The organism is Inhella inkyongensis, assembly GCF_005952805.1.
GTDB lineage: Bacteria > Pseudomonadota > Gammaproteobacteria > Burkholderiales > Burkholderiaceae_C > Inhella > Inhella inkyongensis.
On record NZ_CP040709.1, the window covers coordinates 1,597,493 to 1,619,919 of the forward strand.

At 65.0% G+C, this 22,427-nt stretch carries 19 protein-coding genes; 1 reads left to right on the forward strand and 18 read right to left on the reverse strand.

The annotated features are described in order from the left end of the window. The first annotated feature begins 2 nt into the window (after positions 1-2). Complete coding sequence (locus tag FF090_RS07800; protein WP_138856186.1) at positions 3-674, forward strand: response regulator transcription factor; 672 nt, start codon at positions 3-5, stop codon at positions 672-674. Here FF090_RS07800 and FF090_RS07805 read toward each other — a convergent pair. The 18 genes from FF090_RS07805 to argA all read right to left on the reverse strand — a co-directional run bounded on the left by FF090_RS07805 (position 655) and on the right by argA (position 22,355). Further along, complete coding sequence (locus FF090_RS07805) at positions 655-1,533, reverse strand: segregation and condensation protein A (RefSeq protein ID WP_138856187.1); 879 nt, start codon at positions 1,531-1,533, stop codon at positions 655-657. The genes FF090_RS07800 and FF090_RS07805 overlap by 20 nt on opposite strands. A gap of 155 nt (positions 1,534-1,688) precedes the next feature. Next, entirely contained in the window at positions 1,689-1,901 is a 213-nt protein-coding gene (locus FF090_RS07810; protein WP_138856188.1) for a DUF3460 family protein, read from the reverse strand. A 7-nt stretch (positions 1,902-1,908) separates the two neighbouring features. Continuing rightward, complete coding sequence (locus FF090_RS07815; RefSeq protein WP_138856189.1) at positions 1,909-3,543, reverse strand: SulP family inorganic anion transporter; 1,635 nt, start codon at positions 3,541-3,543, stop codon at positions 1,909-1,911. Further along, the gene (locus FF090_RS07820; RefSeq protein ID WP_138856190.1) at positions 3,540-4,301 is read right to left on the reverse strand and encodes a transporter substrate-binding domain-containing protein; all 762 of its coding nucleotides are present in this window, start codon (positions 4,299-4,301) and stop codon (positions 3,540-3,542) included. Before FF090_RS07820 ends, FF090_RS07815 begins: the two co-directional genes overlap by 4 nt. Before the next feature lie 44 nt (positions 4,302-4,345). After that, positions 4,346-6,406, reverse strand: a complete 2,061-nt coding sequence (gene metG, locus FF090_RS07825) for a methionine--tRNA ligase (RefSeq protein ID WP_138856191.1) — start codon at positions 6,404-6,406, stop codon at positions 4,346-4,348. A gap of 66 nt (positions 6,407-6,472) precedes the next feature. Then, complete coding sequence (locus tag FF090_RS07830) at positions 6,473-8,089, reverse strand: response regulator (protein ID WP_138856192.1); 1,617 nt, start codon at positions 8,087-8,089, stop codon at positions 6,473-6,475. A gap of 116 nt (positions 8,090-8,205) precedes the next feature. Next, entirely contained in the window at positions 8,206-9,357 is a 1,152-nt protein-coding gene (gene dnaJ, locus FF090_RS07835) for a molecular chaperone DnaJ (protein ID WP_138856193.1), read from the reverse strand. Positions 9,358-9,421: 64 nt separating this feature from the next. Beyond that, positions 9,422-11,398, reverse strand: a complete 1,977-nt coding sequence (gene dnaK, locus FF090_RS07840) for a molecular chaperone DnaK (protein ID WP_259372628.1) — start codon at positions 11,396-11,398, stop codon at positions 9,422-9,424. A gap of 67 nt (positions 11,399-11,465) precedes the next feature. Next, complete coding sequence (grpE, locus tag FF090_RS07845) at positions 11,466-11,987, reverse strand: nucleotide exchange factor GrpE (protein ID WP_138856195.1); 522 nt, start codon at positions 11,985-11,987, stop codon at positions 11,466-11,468. A gap of 128 nt (positions 11,988-12,115) precedes the next feature. Continuing rightward, entirely contained in the window at positions 12,116-12,526 is a 411-nt protein-coding gene (locus FF090_RS07850) for an Hsp15 family ribosome-associated heat shock protein (RefSeq protein WP_138856196.1), read from the reverse strand. Next, complete coding sequence (gene hemH, locus FF090_RS07855) at positions 12,526-13,608, reverse strand: ferrochelatase (RefSeq protein WP_138856197.1); 1,083 nt, start codon at positions 13,606-13,608, stop codon at positions 12,526-12,528. Before hemH ends, FF090_RS07850 begins: the two co-directional genes overlap by 1 nt. Next, positions 13,608-14,555 (reverse strand): adenylate/guanylate cyclase domain-containing protein, encoded by a 948-nt coding sequence (locus tag FF090_RS07860; RefSeq protein ID WP_138856198.1) that lies wholly within the window; start codon positions 14,553-14,555, stop codon positions 13,608-13,610. Before FF090_RS07860 ends, hemH begins: the two co-directional genes overlap by 1 nt. A 118-nt stretch (positions 14,556-14,673) precedes the next feature. Then, positions 14,674-16,881: an RNA polymerase sigma factor RpoD gene (rpoD, locus tag FF090_RS07865; RefSeq protein ID WP_138856199.1), complete on the reverse strand. Its 2,208-nt coding sequence runs from the start codon at positions 16,879-16,881 to the stop codon at positions 14,674-14,676. 139 nt (positions 16,882-17,020) lie between these two features. Continuing rightward, the gene (gene dnaG / locus FF090_RS07870; protein WP_138856200.1) at positions 17,021-18,940 is read right to left on the reverse strand and encodes a DNA primase; all 1,920 of its coding nucleotides are present in this window, start codon (positions 18,938-18,940) and stop codon (positions 17,021-17,023) included. 102 nt (positions 18,941-19,042) lie between these two features. Further along, complete coding sequence (locus FF090_RS07875) at positions 19,043-19,342, reverse strand: H-NS histone family protein (protein WP_138856201.1); 300 nt, start codon at positions 19,340-19,342, stop codon at positions 19,043-19,045. A 94-nt stretch (positions 19,343-19,436) separates the two neighbouring features. Beyond that, a complete protein-coding gene (locus FF090_RS07880; protein ID WP_138856202.1) occupies positions 19,437-20,474 on the reverse strand; it encodes an extracellular solute-binding protein in 1,038 nt (345 codons plus the stop codon). A gap of 194 nt (positions 20,475-20,668) precedes the next feature. Beyond that, positions 20,669-20,953, reverse strand: a complete 285-nt coding sequence (locus tag FF090_RS07885; RefSeq protein ID WP_138856203.1) for an oxidative damage protection protein — start codon at positions 20,951-20,953, stop codon at positions 20,669-20,671. A 55-nt stretch (positions 20,954-21,008) separates the two neighbouring features. Continuing rightward, positions 21,009-22,355, reverse strand: a complete 1,347-nt coding sequence (gene argA, locus FF090_RS07890; protein WP_138856204.1) for an amino-acid N-acetyltransferase — start codon at positions 22,353-22,355, stop codon at positions 21,009-21,011. Positions 22,356-22,427 lie beyond the last annotated feature (72 nt).

The window sequence follows — 22,427 nt, forward strand, 5'->3', positions numbered from 1 at the left end:
ACATGCGACTGCTGCTGATTGACGACCACCCGCTGATTCATCTGGCGATGCGGGCTTTGCTGAGCGATTTCGAGCCGGCGGTGAGCCTGACACCGGCGGCCGATGCCGCCACCGCCCATCGCTTGCTGGCCAGCGAACCGGTCTTCGATCTGGTGCTGCTGAGTCTGCAGTTGGGTGACGAGGACGGCTTTGCCCTGCTGGAGACGCTGCGCCAGGGGCACCCGGCCTTGCCGATCGCGGTGATGTCGGCCGGCAATTCCATGGCCGAGGTGATCCGTGCCATCGATCAAGGCGCCATGGCCTTCATTCCCAAGACCAGCGACCCGGCGCAGATGAAGGAAGCGCTGGAGTTGGTGGTCGCCGGCGGCATCTACATCCCGGCCATGCGCATGGGGGGCGAGTCCCCGCCGCCGCCGCCGGGTGTGCAGTCGCCCACCGCCCTCCCGGCCGTGGCACCGCCGCCGGCACCGCGCGACTTGGAAAGCTTGCCGATCACGGCGCGTCAACACGAGGTGCTGCGCGGTCTTTTGATGGGCAAGCCCAACAAGGTGATCGCCTCCGAGCTGAAGATTTCGGCCGACACGGTCAAGGACCACGTCCAGGCCATCTTCCGCGCGCTGGGCGTGAACAGCCGCACCCAGGCGGTGCTGGCGGTCAGTCAGATGGGGCGTTGACTGGGGCGCTGACTTCGCGCTGGAACAGCCGCACGTAGATGGGCGCGAAGGCCTCGGCCTGGGTCAGCTGCAACAGGCCCTCGCGGGTCAGCTCCAGCATGGCAATGAAGGTCACCACCAGCACCTGGGGGCCGCGCTCGATCTCAAACAGATCTTCAAATCCCAGGTAGCGCTGCCCTTGCAAGCGGCGCAGCACGATGCTCATGTGCTCGCGCACCGAAAGCTGCTCGCGCGTGATGCGATGGTGCTGGTGCAGCTTGGCCCGCGCGAGCAGTTCGCGCCAGGCCTGAGCCAGATCCTCGGGGCGCACTGCCTCGAAGGTGGGGGCGGCGCTGAAATCGGCTTCGACGCTGGGGCACCAGAAGTCCCGGCCCAAGAGCGGCAACTCATCGAGTTTGAGCGCACCGATCTTGATGCGCTCGTAGTCCAGCAGGCGCCGCACCAGTTCAGCGCGTGGGTCCTCGGCTTCGCCCCCGTCGTCGCTCTGCCGCACCGGCAGCAGCATGCGCGACTTGATCTCGATCAGCATCGCCGCCATCAGCAGGTACTCGGCGGCCAACTCCAGGTTGTGCTTGCGAATCTGCTCGACATAGCCCAGGTACTGGACGGTCACGTCCGCCAGCGGGATGTCAAAGATGTTGAAGTTCTGCTTGCGGATCAGGTAGAGAAGCAGGTCCAGAGGGCCTTGAAAGGCCTCCAGGAAAACTTCCAGCGCATCGGGTGGGATGTAGAGATCCTGCGGCAGCTGGAACAGCGGCTCGCCATAAAGGGTGGCCAAGGCCACCTGGTCGACGATCTGCGGCTCGTCTAGCGGCGCAGCTACGTCGGCGGTATTTGGGTCAAAGGTGGTGGCAGGCATGCAAACGATCAAGCGACCGCCGTGGAACTGGCTTTGCCAGGCCACTGGCGGTGCCCCCTTGAGGGGGCTGAGGCTGGACCCAGAGGGCCCTGCGGGCCTTTGGTGCCTGCCGAAGAGCAGGGCCTCTGGCCCGGCGCGGCCTGCAAGGTGGCGGCCTATTGGGCCGCTTCGGGGGTGGACCCGTACACGTAGGCCTGCTGCGGCACGCGTGCCGTTCCGAACTCGGCCTGCTGGTTGCGATCGAGCTGTTTGTCCCAGAGCAAGGCGCGGCCGGCGCGCTGCTCGGCCTCCAGCGTCGGCTTCTTGGCCTTGAGCTCCTGGATCATTTGCGTGACGTCGGAAGTGTAGGGCTTCCAGAAGAAGGGCATGGCGCGCTCAAGAGGGGGGAGGGGCGTCGATTTTAAGCCGCGGCAGGATGTGATCCGGGCCGAGCTCGGCCGCCAGACCGCTGCGTTCGATCAAAGACAGGGGTTGGGCATTCACATCGGCCAGTAGCAGGGCCACGCCCCGGCGCCGGAGTGCGGCATGGAGCTGCTGCAGCGCGTCCACGCCCGAGCTGTCGAGCTGCACCAGCTTGTGCAGGTCCAACACCACTGAGCGGGTGCCCGCATGAATCTGTTCGCCCAGGGCTTCCACCTTGGCCACGGCCCCAAAGAACAGGGATCCGTACAGCTCAAAGGCTTGCACGCCGGCGGGCAGCGCCTCTGCGGCCACCGGGCTGGCGCGAAACAGGCTGCCCATGCGGTAGATGAAGAACGCACAGGCCAGCAGCAGGCCGATTTCCACCGCCACCGTGAGATCGAACACCACTGTCAGGCCAAAGGTGCCCAGCAGCACCGTGCGATAGGGCAGATTGAAGTGGCGCAGGCGGGCGAACTCATGCCATTCGCCCATGTTCCAGGCCACGAATAGCAGGATGCCTGCCAGCACGGCCAGTGGAATCTTCAGGGCCAGCGGGGCCGCCAGGGCCATGACGGCCGCGACCGTGAGCGCGTGCACCATGCCAGCCACGGGCGTGCGGGCGCCGGCCCGCACATTGGTGACGCTGCGGGCGATGGTGCCGGTGGCCGGCATGCCACCTAGCAAGGGGCTGGCCAGATTGGCCAAGCCTTGCGCCATCAGTTCCTGGTTGGGGTCGTGGCGGGTGATCGGGGTGCCGATCTTTTCCGCCATCTGATCAGCCACCCGGGCACAGAGCAGTGACTCAATGGCGCCCAGCAGGGCCAGGGTCAGGGTGGGTGTGACCAGCAGCTTGGCCTGCGACCAGCTGAGCTCAGGCCAGCGCAAATCGGGCAGGCCCTGGGGGATGCTGCCAAAGCGACTGCCGATGGTCTCGACCGGCCACTGCAACAGGGCGGCGGCGGCGCTCAGCCCGACCAGCGCCACGATAGGGGCCGGCAGGCGCACCAAAGCTCGCAGTGAGGGGGCACGGGCCAACTGCGGCCATACGGCCATCAGGCTGACGCCCAACAGCCCCAGCGTCAGGGCGTGAGGGTTCCAGCTGCTGGCGTGCCGGGCCAGGGTCTCGATCTGCGCAAAGAAATCGGCGGGCATCTTGGTCGGGATGCGCAGCCCGAACAGATCGCGCAACTGCGACAGTCCGATCAACACCGCAATGCCATTGGTGAAGCCAATGATGATGGCCACGGGCACATAGCGCACCAGGGCGCCTAGACGCAGCAGCCCCATCAGGAACAGCAGAACACCCGCCATGCCGGTCGAAAGCAGCAAGCCGCCCAGGCCGTGGCGCTCCACGATGCCATAGACCACCACGATGAAGGCCCCGGCCGGCCCACCGATCTGCACATTGGAGCCGCCCAGCATCGAGATCAGGAAGCCGGCCACGATGGCCGTGGTCAAACCCGCCTCGGGCGGCAGCCCGCTGGCAATGGCAAAGGCCATGGCCAAGGGTAGAGCAACCACGCCCACCGTCAGGCCCGCCCCCAGGTCGGACCAGCTGATTTGGTGCCAGCAATCCAGCAAGCGGGGATGAAAGCGCTGCACCTTCATTCGGTCTCGGCGTAGCGTCGTTCAATGCCACGGATTTGTTTGCGCAGGCGCGGCAAGGCCAACTGCGCGTCGATGGCGGCGAGCCATTCCTGTGCCTGCGGCAGCGAGCGCCGAATGCCCAGATGAAAGGGCACGGCGGGTGCCACATAGGGCGCGGGCACCGAAATGATGCCGGCCTGCAGGCCCAGCTTGCGCAGCCGCCACTGCGTCACCAGCGGGGAGAGAGCCACATGCACGTCGCCGCGTTTGGCCAGCACCATGCGGTAGATGGCGTCGTGCCCGCCCACCCACTCAACCTGGGGAAAGTCAGCAAACTGGGTCTCGGCCCACTGGTTACCGCGCTGGTCCACCAGATGAAAGGCCTTCAGCTGGGTGCGCTCACGCAGACTGCTTAACTCATCGCGGCGCGGATGGTCGGCGCGAAAAAACAGATGGGGTTCGAGGGTGACCAGGGGCTGCTGGCCGAACTCGGCATAGCTGCGGCGTTCGTCGGACGCAAAGGTACACAGTGCATCGGCTTCGCCGTTTTGCACCACGGCCTGCGCGCGGCGCCAGGGCAGGCCGAGGGGCGCTAGCTTCAAATTGGGCAGAGCCTGAGCCAGCACCAGGGCCAGTGCGTCCGGAATGACGCCCAAGACCCGGCCTTGATCGACATAGGAATAGGGCGCGTAGTCCTCATTCACGCTGAGACGCAGCACCCCAGACTGCGCCCGCCCGGATAGGGGCAGGGCGGCCAGGACGAAGGCACGGCGCAGCATGGGCTCATCCTAGCGGCCGCCCGCCGCAGGCGCTGACGCGGAACTTACCGAATGCGCATGCCCGGTTGCGCGCCGGCATGGGGCTCCAGCACGAAGACGCCGGGCACCGCCTTCTCGTCGGCGTGGCTGGCCGCCAGCACCATGCCCTCGCTGACGCCGAACTTCATCTTGCGCGGTGCCAGATTGGCCACCAGCACGGTGAGTTTGCCTTCCAGGTCTTCCGGCTTGTAGGCCCCGGCAATGCCGCTGAAGACGTTGCGGGTGCGGCCCTCGCCGGCGTCCAGGGTCAGGCGCAGCAGCTTGGTCGAGCCCTCGACGCGCTCGGCCTTGACGATCTTGGCGATGCGCAGATCGGGTTTGACGAAGTCATCGATGGTGATCTCGGCAGCGATCGGCTCACCGCCCGGGATCGGTGCGGGCGGCTCGGGTTTGACGAAGAGTTGTTCGACCTGCTCGGGCGTGACGCGCTGCATCAGGTGCTGGAAGGCGCCAATCTGCGCGGCACCGAGGCGCTGGGCGGCGTCGGCCCATACCATGGGCTGGATTTGCAAGAAGGCTTCGACCTTGGCCGCCAGCGCCGGCAGCACGGGCTTCAGGTAAAGCGTGAGCAGGCGGAAGGCTTCGATGCAGGTCGAGCAGGCCTGGTGCAACTCCAACTGTTTGTCGGCCTGTTTGGCCAGCTCCCAGGGCTTGTGGGCGTCCACGTACTCGTTGACGCGGTCGGCCAGGGCCATGATCTCGCGCAGGGCCTTGCCGAACTCGCGGCCATCGAATTGCTCGGCCAAGCCGGCGGCGGCGGCCTGCAGTTGATTGACCACCGCCTCGCCATCGGCACCCAGGTCGGCAGTCAGTCGGCCCTCAAAGCGCTTGGCCACAAAGCCGGCGGCGCGGCTGGCGATGTTGATGTACTTGCCGACCAGATCGGAATTGACACGGGCGATGAAGTCCTCGGGGTTGAAGTCCAGGTCTTCGACGCGCGGGTTGAGCTTGGCGGCCAGGTAGTAGCGCAGCCACTCGGCATCCAGCCCCACTTCCAGGTAGCGCAGCGGGTCGATGCCGGTGCCGCGGCTCTTGCTCATCTTCTCGGCGTTCACCGTCAGGAAACCATGCACATGCACGGCGTCCGGCGTCTTGCGGCCGCTGAAGTGCAGCATGGCCGGCCAGAACAGGGTGTGGAAGTAGGTGATGTCCTTGCCGATGAAGTGCACCTGCTCGGTGGTCGGGTCGGCCAGGAAGGCATCGACGTCCCGTCCGATCTTGGCGAAGTGGGCTTGCAGCGAGGCCAGATAGCCCACCGGTGCGTCCAGCCACACATAGAAGTATTTGCCCGGCGCGTCGGGGATCTCGATGCCGAAATAGGGGGCGTCGCGGCTGATGTCCCAGTCGCCCAGGCCGCCCGAGAGTTGCCCGTTCTCATCCTCCTTGGGCGTGAACCATTCCTTGATCTTGTTCAGCACCTCGGGCTGAAGGCGACCGGCTTCGTGTGTCCAGGCCTGCAGAAACTCCTTGCAGCGCGGGTCACTTAAGCGGAAGAAGTGGTGGTCGCTGTGCTTGAGCACCGGCGTGGCGCCGCTGAGCACCGAATAGGGGTTCTTCACCTCGGTCGGCGCATAGACCGCGCCGCAGCTCTCGCAGCTGTCGCCGTACTGGTCCTTGGCCCCGCACTTCGGGCATTCGCCCTTGATGAAGCGGTCGGGCAGAAACATGCCTTTGGCGGGGTCGAAGAACTGCTCAATGGAGCGCACTTCGATCAGGCCGGCGTCGCGCAGCTTGCGGTAGACGTCTTGGCTGAGCGCGTGGTTTTCTGGTGCGTCGGTGCTGTGCCAGTGGTCAAAGGCGATGTGAAAACCGTCCAGATACGGCTTGCGGCCGGCCGCGATATTGGCCACGAAGGCCTGCGGCGTCAGTCCGGCCTTTTCGGCCGCAATCATGATCGGGGCACCGTGGGCGTCGTCGGCACAGACGAAATGAACTTCGTGGCCCGACAGCCGTTGAAAGCGCACCCAGATATCGGCCTGGGTGTACTCCATGATGTGCCCGATGTGGAAGTTCGCGTTCGCGTAGGGCAGGGCGGTGGTGACGAAGAGCTGGCGGCGGCGCGTCATGGGGCGGCTCGATCAAAAAACTGGCAAGGGGCGGGATTCTAGGGACCGCCCCGTTGCTGCGAAGCTTCAGCCGCGCAGGGCTACCCCGCCCGCACTGCGGGTGCGGCCCACCGCGCTGCCGCCCACGGGCTTGACCCAGCGGGCCTGCAAGGCTGCGATGCGGGGCTCCAACTCGCCCGCGCTTTCGATCTTCTCGGCATGGCGCTTGAGCACTGACATGGCCATGTCGATGAGCTTGGCATTGCGCGAGTCTTCGCCGCGCTGGATCAGCATCTCGACCGACACCCGGGCATTGCCGCGCATCGCATGTTTCATCGCGGTTTCGGCAATCTCAAAGACTTGGGCGTGGCTGTTGCGCAGCAAGTCTTCCAGGTCCTGACGCCCTTCAATCATGCCCACCAGCAGTTCGGTGCTGGCCTTGCTGACGCAATAGCGCATGCCCACGCGCTCGACCAGGCTGGGCAACTCTGGCTTGGGTTCTGCGGCGTCCAGCCGCACCCAGAGCGCCAGCGCGAGGCTGGCCACCTCGTGGTCGGCATCCTCCAACTCCAGGGTGCTGGCGAGTTCTTGGGCGGGCTTGAGGGCGTCGCCCGGTTTGCGGTCCTGCAGCGCCATCAGACCCAGCACCATCAGCTCGATGCGGCGCAGGCGCTGCGCTTCGGGGTTTCGCTCCATCATGCGCAGCAGCGCCTCGTGCACATGTTTGACGCCCTTGTGGTCGCGTTTGTCAAAGCGCATCAGGGCTACCAGCACCAGCGAAAAGGCGTCAAAGAGCTTGGACTTCAGCCCTGAGGCAATCGAGCGTTCCAGTAGGCGCAAGGCCTCTTCGCGCTCGCCGCCATAAAAGCTCAGGGTGCCCGCGCGCTGCAGGCGCAGCAGGCAGCCGGGGGTCAGTTCGGTGGCCTGGCGGTAAGTGGCCAAGGCGGCGGCCAGATCGCCCTGTTCCATGTGCACCCGGCCCAGCACGTCGTAGCTGTCGGCGTGGCTGGGGGATTCACCGATCAGGCTTTCGAGCGTGCGGCGTGCCGAGGAGAGGTTGCCGGCGGCGAACTCCGAGCGTGCCACGCCCAGTTTGGCCCAAGGCACGGTCTTGGCGGCCATGATGGCCTCGTACATTTTCTTCGCCTCTTCGTGGCGGTGGATGCGTAGCAGCAACTCGGCGCCAATGCGCGCGGCAAAGAGCCAGAACTCCTTGCGCTTCTCGAAGCGCTCCAGGCAGAGCTCGGCAGCCTTCTCGAACTCCTGTGCCTCGATGGCCTCAAAGATGTCCTTGAGCACCCGCTTGCGGTAGCGCGCGGACTGCACGCGCTCGGCCAGCGCGGCCAGTGTGTAGGGTTTGACCAGATAGCCATCAAGCGCGGCTTCGGCCGCCTCAGACACCTTGGCATAAGTGGCCTCGGCGGTCACCATCATGAAGACGGTGGAGTAGGGCAGCAGCTGCTCGCGTCGCAATTCGTCCAGCAGATCCTGCCCCGACTCGTCGCTGCCATCGAAGTGGTAGTCGCAGATGACCAGGTCGTAGGGCGCGTTTTCCAGCACCAGCCGGGCATCGCGCACCCGCAGCACCGAGCGCACTGCCCCAACGCCAATTTCACGCAGCTGCGACGTGATCAGGCTGCGCGCATTGGCATTGCTGTCGATCACCAAGGCATTGGCCTTGTGAATCGTGCTGTCGATTTGCATCAGCAAAAAGAAGGAAGGGCTTGCACCCTCCAATCTTCGTCCTGTTGCGACTCCGAATTGAGGGGGCAAGCCCTTCTTTGTTGCCTGTCAGCAGCAAATTCAGTGACTTAGGCCACTTATTTGAACAAGTCCTTGACCCGATCCGCCCAGCTCTTGCTGCCAGGCGAGTGCTTCTCGCCCCCTTTGCGCAGGCTCTCATCCAACTCCTTGAGCAATTTGCGCTGGTGCTCGGTGAGCTTGACCGGGGTTTCCACGCTGACATGGCAGTAGAGGTCGCCGGGGTAGCTGGAGCGCAGGCCCTTGATGCCCTTGCCCTTGAGGCGGAAGGTCTTGCCATGCTGGGTGCCCTCAGGCAACTCGATGGTGGCCTTGCCGCCCAGGGTCGGCACCTCAATCTCACCACCCAGCGCTGCGGTCGTCAGCGGCACCGGGGCAGTGCAGTGCAGGTCGTCGCCATCGCGCTCGAAGATCTCGTGCTGCTTCTGGTGGATCTCGATGTAGAGATCACCGGCCGGACCGCCATTCACACCCGGTTCGCCATTGCCAGCCGAGCGAATGCGCATGCCCTCACTGATGCCGGCAGGGATCTTGACCTCCAGCGTCTTGGTCTTTTTGAGTTTGCCGGCGCCGTGGCAGGCGCCGCAGGGGTCGGGGATGACCTTGCCGCTGCCGTGGCAATGCGGGCAGGTTTGCTGGATCGAGAAAAAGCCCTGGCGCATATGCACCGTGCCGCTGCCATTGCAGTGGCCACAGGTTTTGGCGCTGGTGCCCGGCTTGGCGCCAGATCCGTTGCAGGTGCCGCAGGACTCCCAGGTGGGAATGCGGATCTGCGTGTCATGGCCGCGTGCGGCTTCTTCCAGCGTGATTTCCAGCGAATAGGACAGGTCGGCACCGCGGTAAACGCGCTGCCCACCGCCGCCGCCACCCCGGCGCTGGCCGCCAAAGATGTCGTTGAACATGTCGCCGAAAGCGTCGGCGAAGCCGCCGCCGGCGCCAAAACCGCCCCCCGCGCCGCCGCCCATATTGGGGTCCACGCCGGCGTGGCCGTACTGGTCGTAGGCGGCCCGCTTTTGCGGGTCGCTGAGCATCTCGTAGGCCTCTTTGGCCTCCTTGAACTTCTCTTCGGCTTTCTTGGCGTCGGCGTCCTCACCCTGGTTGCGGTCAGGGTGGTACTTCATGGCCAGCTTGCGGTAGGCCTTCTTGATGGCGTCGTCGTCGGCGTTCTTGGCAACGCCCAGTACTTCGTAGAAATCGCGCTTGGTGGCCATGGTGCTTCTCAGAAGACAAAAGCCCGGGCAGAGGCGCCCGGGCTAGGTTGGCGCCCGGCAGGGCTTACTTGCTGTCCTTGACTTCCTTGAACTCGGCGTCGACCACGTTGTCGTCGGCGGGCTTGGCCTGCGCTTGTGCGCCGGCCTGCTGGAAGTCGGCACCGGGGGCCGCGCCCGCCGCACCCTGGGCGGCCTGAGCCTGCTCGTAGACCTTTTCGCCCAGCTTCTGGCTGGCCGTCATCAGGGCTTCGGTCTTGGCCTCGATGGCGGCCTTGTCCTCGCTGTCCTTCAGGGTCTCTTCCAGGGCCTTGATGGCGTCCTCGATCTTGGTCTTCTCGTCGGCGTCCAGCTTGTCGCCGAACTCGGTGAGCGACTTCTTGACCGAGTGGATCATGGCCTCGCCCTGGTTGCGGGCCTGCACCAGTTCGACCTTCTTCTTGTCGTCGGCGGCGTTGGCCTCGGCGTCCTTCACCATCTTCTCGATTTCGGCTTCGGACAGACCCGAGTTCGCCTTGATGGTGATCTTGTTTTCCTTGCCCGTGCCCTTGTCCTTGGCGCTGACGTGCAGGATGCCGTTGGCGTCGATGTCGAAGGTCACCTCGATCTGCGGCACGCCGCGCGGTGCGGCGGGGATGCCTTCCAGATTGAACTCACCCAGGCTCTTGTTGGCCTGGGCCAACTCGCGCTCGCCCTGGTAGACCTTGATGGTCACGGCCGGCTGGTTGTCGTCGGCAGTCGAGAAGGTCTGCGAGAACTTGGTCGGGATGGTGGTGTTCTTCTTGATCATCTTGGTCATCACGCCGCCCAGGGTCTCGATACCCAGGGAGAGTGGGGTGACGTCCAAGAGCAGCACGTCCTTGCGGTCCCCGCTCAGCACGGAACCCTGGATGGCGGCGCCGACTGCCACGGCCTCGTCGGGGTTCACATCCTTGCGCGGGTCCTTGCCGAAGAAGGCCTTGACGGCGTCCTGCACCTTGGGCATGCGGGTCATGCCGCCGACCAGGATCACGTCGTCGATCTCGCCGACCGACACGCCGGCATCCTTGATGGCGGTGCGGCAGGGGGCGATGGTGCGTTCGATCAGCTCATCCACCAGGGCTTCGAGCTTGGCGCGGGTGAGCTTGACGTTCAGGTGCTTGGGGCCCGAGGCGTCAGCGGTGATGTAGGGCAGGTTGACGTCGGTGGCGGCGCTGCTGGAGAGCTCGATCTTGGCCTTCTCGGCGGCTTCCTTCAGGCGCTGCAGGGCCAGCACGTCCTTGGTCAGGTCGACGCCCTGTTCCTTTTTGAACTCGGTGACGATGTAGTCAATGATGCGCTGGTCGAAGTCTTCGCCACCCAGGAAGGTGTCGCCGTTGGTGGACAGCACTTCGAACTGCATCTCGCCGTCGACGTCGGCGATCTCGATGATGGAGATGTCGAAGGTGCCGCCGCCCAGGTCATAGACGGCGATCTTGCGATCCCCCTTGCCATGCTTGTCCAGGCCGAAGGCCAGGGCCGCTGCGGTGGGCTCGTTGATGATGCGCTTGACGTCCAGGCCGGCAATGCGGCCGGCGTCCTTGGTGGCCTGGCGCTGGGCGTCGTTGAAGTAGGCCGGCACCGTGATCACGGCCTCGGTCACCTCCTCACCGAGGAAGTCCTCGGCGGTCTTCTTCATCTTGCGCAGCACTTCGGCACTGACCTGGGGCGGGGCCATCTTCTTGCCGCGCACTTCCACCCAGGCGTCGCCGTTGTCGGCGGCCGCGATGGTGTAGGGCATCAGGTCGATGTCCTTCTGCACTTCCTTCTCGGCGAACTTGCGGCCGATCAGGCGCTTGACGGCGTAGAGGGTGTTGCGCGGGTTGGTGACGGCCTGGCGCTTGGCGGGCGCACCCACCAGGATCTCGCCATCTTCCATGTAGGCAATGATGGACGGGGTGGTGCGCGCGCCTTCGGCGTTTTCGATCACGCGGGTCGAGCTGCCGTCGAGGATGGCCACACAGCTGTTGGTGGTGCCGAGGTCAATGCCAATGATCTTGCCCATGGGGTGCTCCTGAGTCTGAATTCGGGGAATGCGGGGTATCTGGGTGCGCTGTGGGGGCTTTCAAGCCCCGCTGCGCATGACTTTTGATTTATTTGGGCGCGGCCACGGTCACAAGGGCCGGGCGCAGCACGCGATCGGCAATCAGGAAGCCCTTTTGCAGCACCGCGACGATGGTGTTGGCTTCCTGTTCGGCCGGCACCATGGAGATCGCCTGGTGCTGGTGGGGGTCGAACTTGACGCTGGGGCCGGGGTTGATTTCGACCACCTTGTTGCGCTCCAGCGCCTGCAAGAGCTGGCGGCGGGTGGCATGCACGCCCTCGAGCAGTTGCTCAAGCGTTGCATTGGGCAGGCCGATGGCGCCCTCCAGGCTGTCCACCACCGGCAGCATGGCCTCGGCAAAGCCTTCGACCGCGAATTTGCGCGCCTTGGCCATGTCTTCTTCAGCGCGGCGGCGGGCATTTTCGGCCTCGGCTTTGGCGCGCAGATAGGCGTCACTCATCTCGGCCAGGCGGCGATTCAGATCGGCCAGGGCCGCGGCCGGGTCCTGGGGTTCGATCGCCTGCTCGGGCGCTGCGTTGTCCTGCTCGGGGGTGGAATTCTCGGGATTCATGGCTGCCGTCGATCAAAACAAAGGCCCGCCGTCACGCGAGGGGCGTCGGGCCTGTGGATGGGAGTGCCGGCCTAGTTGGAGGCGGCCTTGCCGTTTTCAAGGGGCGGCATTGTCGCCGCTGCGGCGGGTTATTCGTCCAGGTGGGCCGACCAGCGATCCCACTCCTGCAGCGCGCGGCGGTCGCGTTTGGTGGGGCGGCCCTGTTCGATGGTGGCGGCCGGCTCGGGGGCCAGGCGGCGGCGTTCGGCGTACTCAGCGGCGGCGCGCAGGCTGGCTTCGCTGTCGCGGTAGAGCGCCTGCGCCACCGGAGCGGGCCCGCGCGCCAGCGACAAGCCCAGGATTTCGACTTCGCGCACCCAGCCGGTCTGGGTCAGCGCGATGCGGTCGCCCACCCGCACGTCGCGGCCCGGTTTGGCGCCTTGGCCATTGACCTGAACGCGTTGGCGCTCGACGGCCTCGACGGCCAGGGCCCGGGTCTTGAAGAAGCGCGCCGCCCAGAGCCATTTGTCCAGACGCATCTCGCCGGGCGGCGGAGCCATCAGTGGGTGGCCCCTAGTTTTTGGGCGCGGTCGCGCTGATCGCGCAAGGCCTGTGGGTCCGCCGCGGCCTGGGTGGGCCAGCCTTGTAGGTGCTGCTCGGCAATCGCGACCAGCGCGGCCATGCCGGGGGCGCTGGCGTTCAGGCAGGGGATATAGCGCAACGCCGCCCCACCGGCTTGGGTATAGGTGTGGGCGCCCTCAATGGCGATTTCCTCCAGCGTTTCCAGGCAGTCGGCCGCAAATCCGGGGCACAGGACATCGATGCGTCCCCGCTTGGCGGCGCCCAGCTCTTTCAATACGGTCTCGGTGCTGGGGCCCAACCACTTGGCGCGGCCGAAGCGGCTTTGGAAGGCGATCCGCCACTCATCAGGCTGCAGCTTGAGCTTGTGGGCCAGCAGGCGGGCGGTCTTGTGGCAGTGGCAGTGGTAGGGGTCGCCCAGGTGCAGAGTGCGCTCGGGCATGCCGTGAAAGCTCATCAGCAGCAGTTCACCGCGCCCCTCGCGTTGCCAGTGCTGCTGCACCGACTGCGCCAGGGCCTCGATATAGGACGGATGATCGGGGTAGCTGTGGATGACCCGCAATTCGGGCTGCCAGCGCTGGCGCTGCAGCCATTGGCCCACGGCGTCCATCACCGACGCGCTGGTGGCCGCGCAGTACTGTGGGTAGGCATTGAAGACCAGGATGCGCTCGCAACCGGCGGCGCGCAGCGCGTCCAACTCGGTGGCGATGGCGGGCTGCTGGTAGCGCATGGCCCAGCGCACTTGCACCGAGTGACCTCGTTGGCCCAGCATGCCTTGGAGAATCTTGGCCTGCGCGGCGGTGTGTACCTTGAGCGGCGAACCGTCTGGAGTCCAGATGCTGGCGTATTTGGCCGCACTCTTGGCCGGCCGCGTGCGCAGGATGATGCCGTGCAGGATGGGCCACCACAGCAGGCGGGGGATCTCGACCACCCGGGGGTCGGATAGAAATTCCGCAAGGTAGCGGCGCACGGCGCCGGGTTCGGGGGCATCCGGACTGCCCAGATTGCACAACAAGACGCCGACGCGCGGTGCGCGCCCATGCTCAAAACGAGGCTCAGACATCAGGGGGAGTGGGGAAGGGTGTCGGCAAAGTGAAGCACTTCGAAGCGCACGACCGGGGCATCGATTTCGGCCGGAGAGCTGCCCAGACCGATGGCGCCTTGTCCGTGCAAGGTGCAGGCGCTGCGGCGCAGGGCCAGCAACTCGCCACTACCGGCGAAGCGCACATAGCTGCCGTTGAAGCTCAGGTCCGTGAGGGTGAAGCTGCCGGCGTGCCAATCGATGCGGGCGTGGGAGCGGCTGACGCGGGCGTCGGTGATGCAAAACGCCGCTTCGGTGCTGCGCCCCAGCACGATGGGGAGTTGGTCGGTGTCGAACACCTTCTCAATGTCCAGCCAGACCAGGCGGATGCCGTCGGGCACGTGGTGAGAGAAAGGGGTATCGCCGAACTGGGTGGCTGCGGGATCGGCGCCGTGTGGCATGTCCAGTGCGTACACATGCACCGGCTCCAGTCGGCCACGCACCTTGATGCCTTCCAGGCTGCGAAAGCGCCGCTGCTCGGCGGGGCTGAGGTCAGCGTGCAGTTCGGCGGTCACCAGGGTTTCGTTGTCCCCGGCGTGATCGATCAGTCGGGCGGCCACATTGACGGCGTCGCCAAAGCAGTCGCCGCCCATCTCCACCACCTCGCCGTACGACATGGCCACTTGCAAACGAAGGGCGCGTAGACCCGGCGACGCGCCACGCTGACGCCCTTGGGCCACCAGGCGCTCCAGGGCCTCATGCATGGCGACTGCGGCGGTCAATGCATCGCTGGGCAGATCAAACACGGCCATCAGCCCATCGCCCAAGGTCTTGACGGTGCGCCCCCCCAGATCCGCGATGGCTTGGCGCATCAGGCCAATGGTGTGCGTGACCACCGAGGTGGCCTCGGCATTCCCCAGGTTCTCGAAGAGCGCCGTGCTGCCACGCAGATCGGCAAAAACCACGGTGCGTTGCCGAATCTGGGTCATCGATCGCTACGGGCCAGGGTTGGAGGGGGGCTCCAGTGTATCGGCGGGAATTAGTCACGCCCGGGCGTAAAAAAGCCGGGCGGGGCCCGGCTTCATGCAACGCGGTTGAGGCGAACGCTTAGAGATTTTCCAAGTAGGTCCGCAGCTTGTCCGACCGGCTTGGGTGCTTGAGCTTGCGGATCGCCTTGGCTTCAATCTGGCGGATGCGCTCGCGGGTGACGTCGAACTGCTTGCCCACCTCTTCCAGCGTGTGGTCACTCTGCATTTCGATGCCGAAGCGCATGCGCAGCACCTTGGCTTCACGCGGCGTCAGGCTGTCCAGGATGTCTTTCACCACATCGCGCAGACCCGACTGCATGGCCGCTTCCACCGGCGCCACGTTGTTGGTGTCTTCGATGAAGTCGCCCAGGTGCGAGTCGTCGTCGTCGCCGATCGGCGTCTCCATGGAGATCGGCTCCTTGGCGATCTTCATGATCTTGCGGATCTTGTCCTCGGGGATCTCCATCTTCTCGGCCAACGTGGGGGCGTCGGGCTCGAAGCCGAACTCCTGCAGATGCTGGCGCGACAGGCGGTTCATCTTGTTGATCGTCTCGATCATGTGCACCGGGATGCGGATGGTGCGAGCCTGATCGGCGATCGAACGGGTGATGGCCTGACGGATCCACCAGGTCGCGTAGGTCGAGAACTTGTAGCCGCGGCGGTATTCGAACTTGTCCACCGCCTTCATCAGGCCGATGTTGCCTTCCTGGATCAGGTCGAGGAACTGCAGGCCGCGGTTGGTGTACTTCTTGGCGATGGAGATCACGAGGCGCAGGTTGGCCTCGATCATTTCCTTCTTGGCGTCGCGACTGGCGCGTTCGCCGGCATTCATGTGCTTGTTGATCTCTTTCAGGTCTTCCAGCGGCACCACGGCCTTGGCCTGGATGTCGATCAACTTCTGCTGCAGTTCCTGAATGGCCGGCAGGTTGCGGCCCATCACGGCGCCGTAGGGCTTGCCGCTCTGGCTTTCCTTCACCGACCACTGCAAATTCAGCACATTGGGCGGGAAAACCTTGATGAAGTGTTCTTGCGGCATGCCGCACTTGTCCACCACGATGCGGCGGATCTCGCGTTCGAAGCGGCGCACGTCATCGACCTGCGAGCGCAGGATGTCGCACAGGCGCTCGATGGTCTTGACCGTGAAGCGCAGGGTCATCATCTCGGCGCTGATGGCCTGCTGGGCCTTGTTGTAGGAGGCCGACTTGTAGCCGTCCTTCTCGAAGGCCTTGCGCATCTTGTCGAAGTTGCTCGACAGGCTGTCGAACTTGACCAGGGCGGCGTTCTTCAGTTCTTCGAGCTTCTTGGTCAGGGCCTTGCTGCCGCCCTGGCCGTCGTCGTCGTCCTCTTCGTCGAACTCGTCGAAGTCTTCTTCGGCCACGTAGTCGTCGGCCTCGTCGGAGCTGACAAAGCCGTCCACCACCTCGGAGATCTGCGACTCGCCGGCGCGGATCTTGGCCGCCATGTCCAGGATCTCGGCGATCGTGGTGGGCGAGGCCGAGATGGCCAGCATCATGTCCTGCAGACCGCCTTCGATGCGCTTGGCGATTTCAATCTCGCCCTCGCGCGTCAGCAGTTCCACCGAGCCCATCTCGCGCATGTACATGCGCACCGGGTCGGTGGTGCGGCCGAATTCCGAGTCCACCGTCGAGAGTGCGGCTTCGGCGGCTTCTTCGGCTTCCTCTTCCGAGGCCGCCGCCGTGCTCTGACCAGAGATCAGCAGCGTGGCGGCGTCGGGGGCCTGCTCGTAGACCGCGATGCCCATGTCGTTGAGCATCGAGATGATGGCCTCGAGGATTTCCTCGTTGATCAGTTTCTCGGGCAGGTGATCGTTGATTTCCTGGTGCGTCAGGAAACCACGGGTCTTGCCCATCTTGATCAGGGTCTTCAGCTCGTTGCGGCGCTTGGCCACTTCCTCTTCGGTGAGCTGGGTGTCGTCCAGGCCAAATTCGCGCATCAGGGCGCGCTCTTTGGCGCGGCTGACCTTCATGCGCAGCGGCTTGGCCTTTTCGCTTTCGACCGCCTCACCGCTATCGACCGCCTCGATCTCGCCTTCTTCCTCGACCTCTGCGTCGATGTCGGCCAGATCCACATCATCATCCGCTTCGGCCTTGGCTTTGGCCTTGGGCGCCTCGGCGGCGGCCTTGGGTTTGCGACCGCGCTTGGGCTTGTCAGCTGCCGCATCGGCGGTCGCTGCCGCCTTGGGGGCCTTTTTCACCGTCTCTTCAGCGGCAGCGGCCTTGGTGGTCTTCTTGGCGTCGGGGGCGGCAGCGGGCTTTTTGGCGGTCATGCAAATCCTTGATGGGGCCGGTGAATGGGCCTGTTCAGGCCGTGGCTGGCCTGTCCGGCACGTAGGCCGTTCAGCAAACCTTCAATTTTACCCTTGACGAATGGCAGTATGCCGCCATGAGGGGCCAAATCTGACCGATTCAGGGCTGCCAGCGGGCCGCTGGGCGGCCCAGCAAGGCGCTCAGGTCCTGTCCGGCTTGCGTCATGCGCTCGATCAAGGCTTGCAGGTCGCTGAGGCTGGCCTGTTCCAGTCCGGCGGCGTCCAGTTCGGCCAGCCGCAGTCCTGCCAATTGCCCCAGGCTGTGGCTCAGGCTGGGCTCACCGAGCATCTGCTCGCGCAACTGCGCCCAGGGAGGCGGGCCTTGGTCGGTCACGATGCGGTCCAGCCAGGCCAAGATCTTCGCGTGCGGACTGCGCCGCTGCAGCAGCAGGTCGTGGGCGCTATGGCTGATCTGCTCCCACCAGGCGGCGTTCAGCAAGAGCAGACGGAGAACCTGATCCTCGGGACTGGCGACCCGGGGCGGCGGGGGAGGAGGCCCAGCGGGGCGGCGGTTACCGCGTTGCCAACGCTCCCCGCGCTCCCCACGCATCGGCCGCCGCGCGGGTGCTGGCTCGTAATGGGCCTCTTGGGCGGCTGGGTGGTAGGCCGGGTCGTATCCGGGGTCGGCCTCATTGAATGGGGGCCAGTGTGGCGGCTCGTCGGCGCCATGGCTGGAAGCCTGAGGCGCGCGCGCACTTCGGGGTGCTGGGCTTTCGCTCCAGCTTTGATCCAACTCGGCGTCACTCAACCGGGCCAGATGGGCAAACTCCCCCAGCATCTGGCGCTTGAGCAGGCCATCGGGCAGGGCGGTCCAAAGCGGCCGGGCTTGCGCCAGCAGCTTGGCGCGCCCTTCGGGGATGTCGAGCCGGCAACCCTCGCCGGCCACCTCCAGTAAGTACTGCGATAAGGGCTTGGCGGCCTCGATCTGCGCCTCGAAGGCTGCCATGCCGTGCTCGCGCACGTAAGAGTCCGGATCGTGCTCGGTGGGCAGGAATAGGAAGCGCACGCTGCGACGCTCGGTCAGGTGCGGCAGTGCTGCCTGCAAAGCCCGACTGGCGGCCCGCCGCCCTGCAGCGTCGCCGTCGAAGCTGAAGACGATCTGCTCGGTGAAGCGAAACAGCTTGGCCACATGCTCGGCGGTGCAGGCCGTGCCCAGGGTGGCAACGCCCTGGGCCAGGCCGTGCTGCGCCAGTGCCACCACATCCATATAGCCCTCCACGACCAGGGCATGGCCGGCGCGGCGAATGGCGGTGCGTGCCTCATAGAGGCCATATAACTCCTGCCCCTTGCTGAAAACCGGTGTCTCGGGCGAATTCAGGTACTTGGGCTCGCCTTGATCCAGGACCCGGCCGCCAAATCCGATGACCGCACCGGCGACATTTCGGATCGGGAACATGATGCGATCGCGAAAACGGTCGTAACGCCGCGGCGCACCTTGTTCGTCGAGCTTTTCTTCGGACTGAATCAACAGGCCGCAGGTGACCAAATCGGGTTCGTCGTATTCGGGGAAACAGCGTGCCAGCGCGCGCCAGCCGGCCGGCGCATAGCCCAGCCCGAAATGTGCGGCGATGCGCCCTGTCAGTCCGCGCTGTTTCAAATAGGCAATCGCCCGCTCGGAATGCCGCAGTTGGCCGCGGTAATGCTCCATGGCCTGCGCCAGCAATTCCGACAGGCCTTTTTGCTCGACCTTGGCCTGCGCCGCCTGGGCGCGCTCGGCGGCGCTGCGCCGATCATCGGGCACGTCCAGCCCAACGCGCCGGGCGAGGTCTTGTACCGCTTCGATAAACCCCAGGCCCAGGTGCTCCATCAAAAAGCGCACGGCATCGCCATGGGCGCCGCAGCCAAAGCAGTGGTAGGTTTGTCGGGCTGGGTTGACGTTGAAACTCGGGGTTTTCTCGCCATGAAAGGGACATAAGCCCTTTAGATTGCCGCCGGCTTTTTTCAGTTGCACATGGGCACCCACCACCTCGGCGATGTCGAGGCGGCCCAGCAGTTGTTGCAGGAACTCGGGTGGGATCACGTCGTCAGTCTAGAGCCTGGGCATCCGGTGCCCGCCCCAAAAGCACAACACCCGGCTGGGGCAGGGCCCAGCCGGGTGTTGTAGGGGGCTCTGGCGGAGAGCTTAGAGCGCGAAATCGCTCAGCTTGGCGCCGCCGGCCAGGGCAGCCTTGAGCCACTTGGGCTGCAGACCACGGCCACTCCAGGTCTCGCCGGTGGCTTGGTTGCGGTACTTGGCGGCCACTTTCGAGGCGGGCTTGGGGCCGCGCGGCGTGCGCATGCTCAGATCGGCCGGGGTCAGGCCATATTCGCTCATCAGGGCGCGAACCTTGGCGACGGCATCACCGCGCTCGCGGTCCTTGGTCTCGGCGATTTGTTGATCGAGCGCGGCGCGTTGCGCCATCAATTCCTGCAGAGTTGCCATGATTGTCACCTAGATTTGAGTCAAGAAACCGGCCGCCCAGAGGCGACAACTGGGGCAATGATAAACAAATCTACGGCCAAGTGAATATCCGTGATTACTTGTAGGCCGCCCGATCGAGCATTTGTTGCACCGCTGCAATATGCGGCGCGATGGTGCCCAGGTGAATCGGCTCGCGTTTGAAATCGCCCAAAGCCTGCAATGCCGGGTTGCTGGGGCGCACATTCGTCACCACCGGCCATTCGTTATTGCCATCTGCGAAATAGGCTTGTGCCGCATCCTCGCTCAGGTATTCGAGAAAGCGCTGCGCCGCCGCCCGATTCTTTGAGTTCTTGGCCATCGCCCCGCCGGCAATGTTCAGATGGGTGCCTTGATCTGCTTGGTTCGGCATCACCCAGCCCACCTTCTCCATCAGTTCGCGATCCTCGGGTTTGTTGGAGCGCATCAGCCGGGCCAGGTAATAGCTGTTGGTGAGTGCAATCTGGCATTCACCGCTGGCCACTGCTTTGATTTGATCGGTATCGCCGCCCTTGGGTGCGCGCGCCATATTCCCGACCACTCCCTTGAGCCAGGTTTCCAGGCGCGCTGCGCCCAGGCGCTCGTGCAGCGACGCGAACAAGGACAGGTTGTAGGGGTGGGAGCCCGAGCGGGTGCAGACCTTGCCTTTGTGGCGCGGGTCGGCCAGGTCTTCATAGCGGCTGACCGTGGCCTTGTCGACGCTGAGCTTGTTGTAGACCACCATGCGGGCGCGGGTGGACAGACCCCACCAGGCCACACCGTCAGGCCCTGCTGCTGCGCGGTACTGGGCCGGGATGCGTTGTTCCAGCACGCTGGACTTGAAGGGTTGAAACAGCCCTTCACGCTCGGCCATCGTCAGGCGGGCGGCGTCCACCAACAGGATGACATCGGCAGGGCTGGCGGCGCCCTCGGTCTTCAGGCGTTGCAGGATGCCGGCGTCATCCGCCTCGATGCGGTTGATCTTGATGCCCGTGGCCTTGGTGAAGTTGGCGTAGAGCGCTTCATCGGTCTGATAGTGGCGGGCCGAGTACAGGTTGAGGACCTGCTCCTGGGCGCGCAGGCCCGGGGTGGTAAACAGGGCGGTGGCCAGCAGGCTGGCAAGGACGGCGTGACGCATGAGAACTCCCGCAGAGGGTCAATTCGATGCGGAAGTGTAGCAAACGCGAATTATTCGCGTTTGCGTTTTGTCAAGGTCTAGGGCTGGAGCCATTGGCTCCGGCTTGGCCCGCCGGTTTTTCGACGGCTGCGCTGTCGCCAAAGAAGAATTGTTGCCGCGCTCCGCGCGTCCAATTTTTCTGGCCTGAACCCCGTTCAGGCCGCCGGCGGGACATAGCCCGCCGGCTTGTCGACGGCTGCGCCGTCGCCAAAGAAAAATTGATCCATCTGCCTCGCCAGGTACTGCCGGGCGCGCTGATCCGCCAGATTCAGCCGGTTCTCATTCACCAGCATGGTCTGGTGCTTGATCCAGGCGGCCCAGGCTTCTTTGCTGACCTCGTTCCAGATGCGCTGGCCCAGCGGGGTGTGGGCCGGGTAGGGGGGGAAGTCCAGGCCTTCGGCCTCTTTCTTCAGGTAAGCGCATTGAACGGTGCGGGCCATGGGGCAACTCCAGAAAACGAAATCGAAACGGGGCGGGACTGTAGCGGCGCGGGGCTTACAGCGTTTTCACAAGGACTTGTGAGCGGCGGTCCCAGTTGTACTTGCGCTTGCGCTCCTCGGGCAGCCACTCCGGCGGCACAGGCTGGAAGCCGCGCTTGATGAACCAGTGCATCGTGCGGGTGGTCAGCACGAAGATGGACTTCAGGCCTTGCGCCTTGGCGCGTTGCTCGATGCGCTTGAGCAGGCGTTCGCCATCACCCTGGGACTGGGTTTGCGGACTCACCGTCAGGGCGGCCATCTCCGCAGTGCCGGCTTCCACATAGGGATAGAGCGCGGCACAACCAAAGATCACACCGTCGTGTTCGATGACCGAATAGAGCTCCACATCGCGCTCGATCTCGGTGCGGTCGCGCTTGACCAGGACGCCCTCGCGCTCAAATGGCTCGATCAGGGCAATGATGGACGACACATCGTCGCTGGTCGCTTCGCGCAGGCTCTCCAGCTTTTCGTCCACCAGCATGGTGCCGATGCCGTCGTGGGTGTAGACCTCCTGCAGCAGGGCGCCGTCTTCGGCAAAGGGCAGGATGTGGGAGCGATCCACGCCAGCGCGGCAGGCCTTGACGCAGTGGCGCAGATAAAAGCCCGGATCGGTGGGCTGCACGGGCTCGGGCCAGCGCGCCAGCAGGCGCTCGGCGTCGGCCAGGGCCAATTCGGTGTCGATGGGGTTGTCGGCGCTGACGGGTTCATCCGGCCGCTCGGGCACGCCGGCGGTTTCGGTCATGAAGATCAGCTTGTCGGCCTGCAGCGCGATGGCCGTGGCTGTGGCCACTTCCTCCATCTGCAGATTGAAGGCCTCGCCGGTGGGTGAAAAGCCAAAGGGCGAGAGCAGCACGATGGCGCCCGAGTCCAGCGCCCGTTGGATCGCCATGCCCTCCACGCGCCGGACATAACCGCTGTGCTCGTGGTCGATGCCGTCGATGATGCCCACCGGCTTGGCGGTCAAAAAATTGCCGCTCACCACGCGCAAGGTGGCGTTGGCCATCGGCGTGTTGGGCAGGCCCTGGCTGAAGGCGGCTTCGATTTCGAAGCGCAGCTGGCCGGCGGCCTCTTGGGCGCAGTCCAGGGCCACGGCATCGGTCACCCGCATGCCGCGGTGGTAACGCCCTGGGTGGTTCTTCAAGCGCAGTTGCTCGTCCACCTGGGGGCGAAAGCCGTGCACCAGCACGATGCGGATGCCCATGGCATGCATCAGCGCCAAATCCTGGGCAAAGCTGTGCAGCTTGCCGGCGGCAATCATTTCCCCGGCCATGCCCACCACGAAGGTCTCGCCCCGGTAGGCGTGGATATAGGGCGCCACGGCGCGGAACCAGGGCACGAAGGTGTGGGGGAAAACGAGGCTCATCGGCCGGACTTTCAGAGGGAAACAGGGGTTTGCGCGGATAGGGCTGGGATTGTGCGGCAAGGGCGTTGCTGT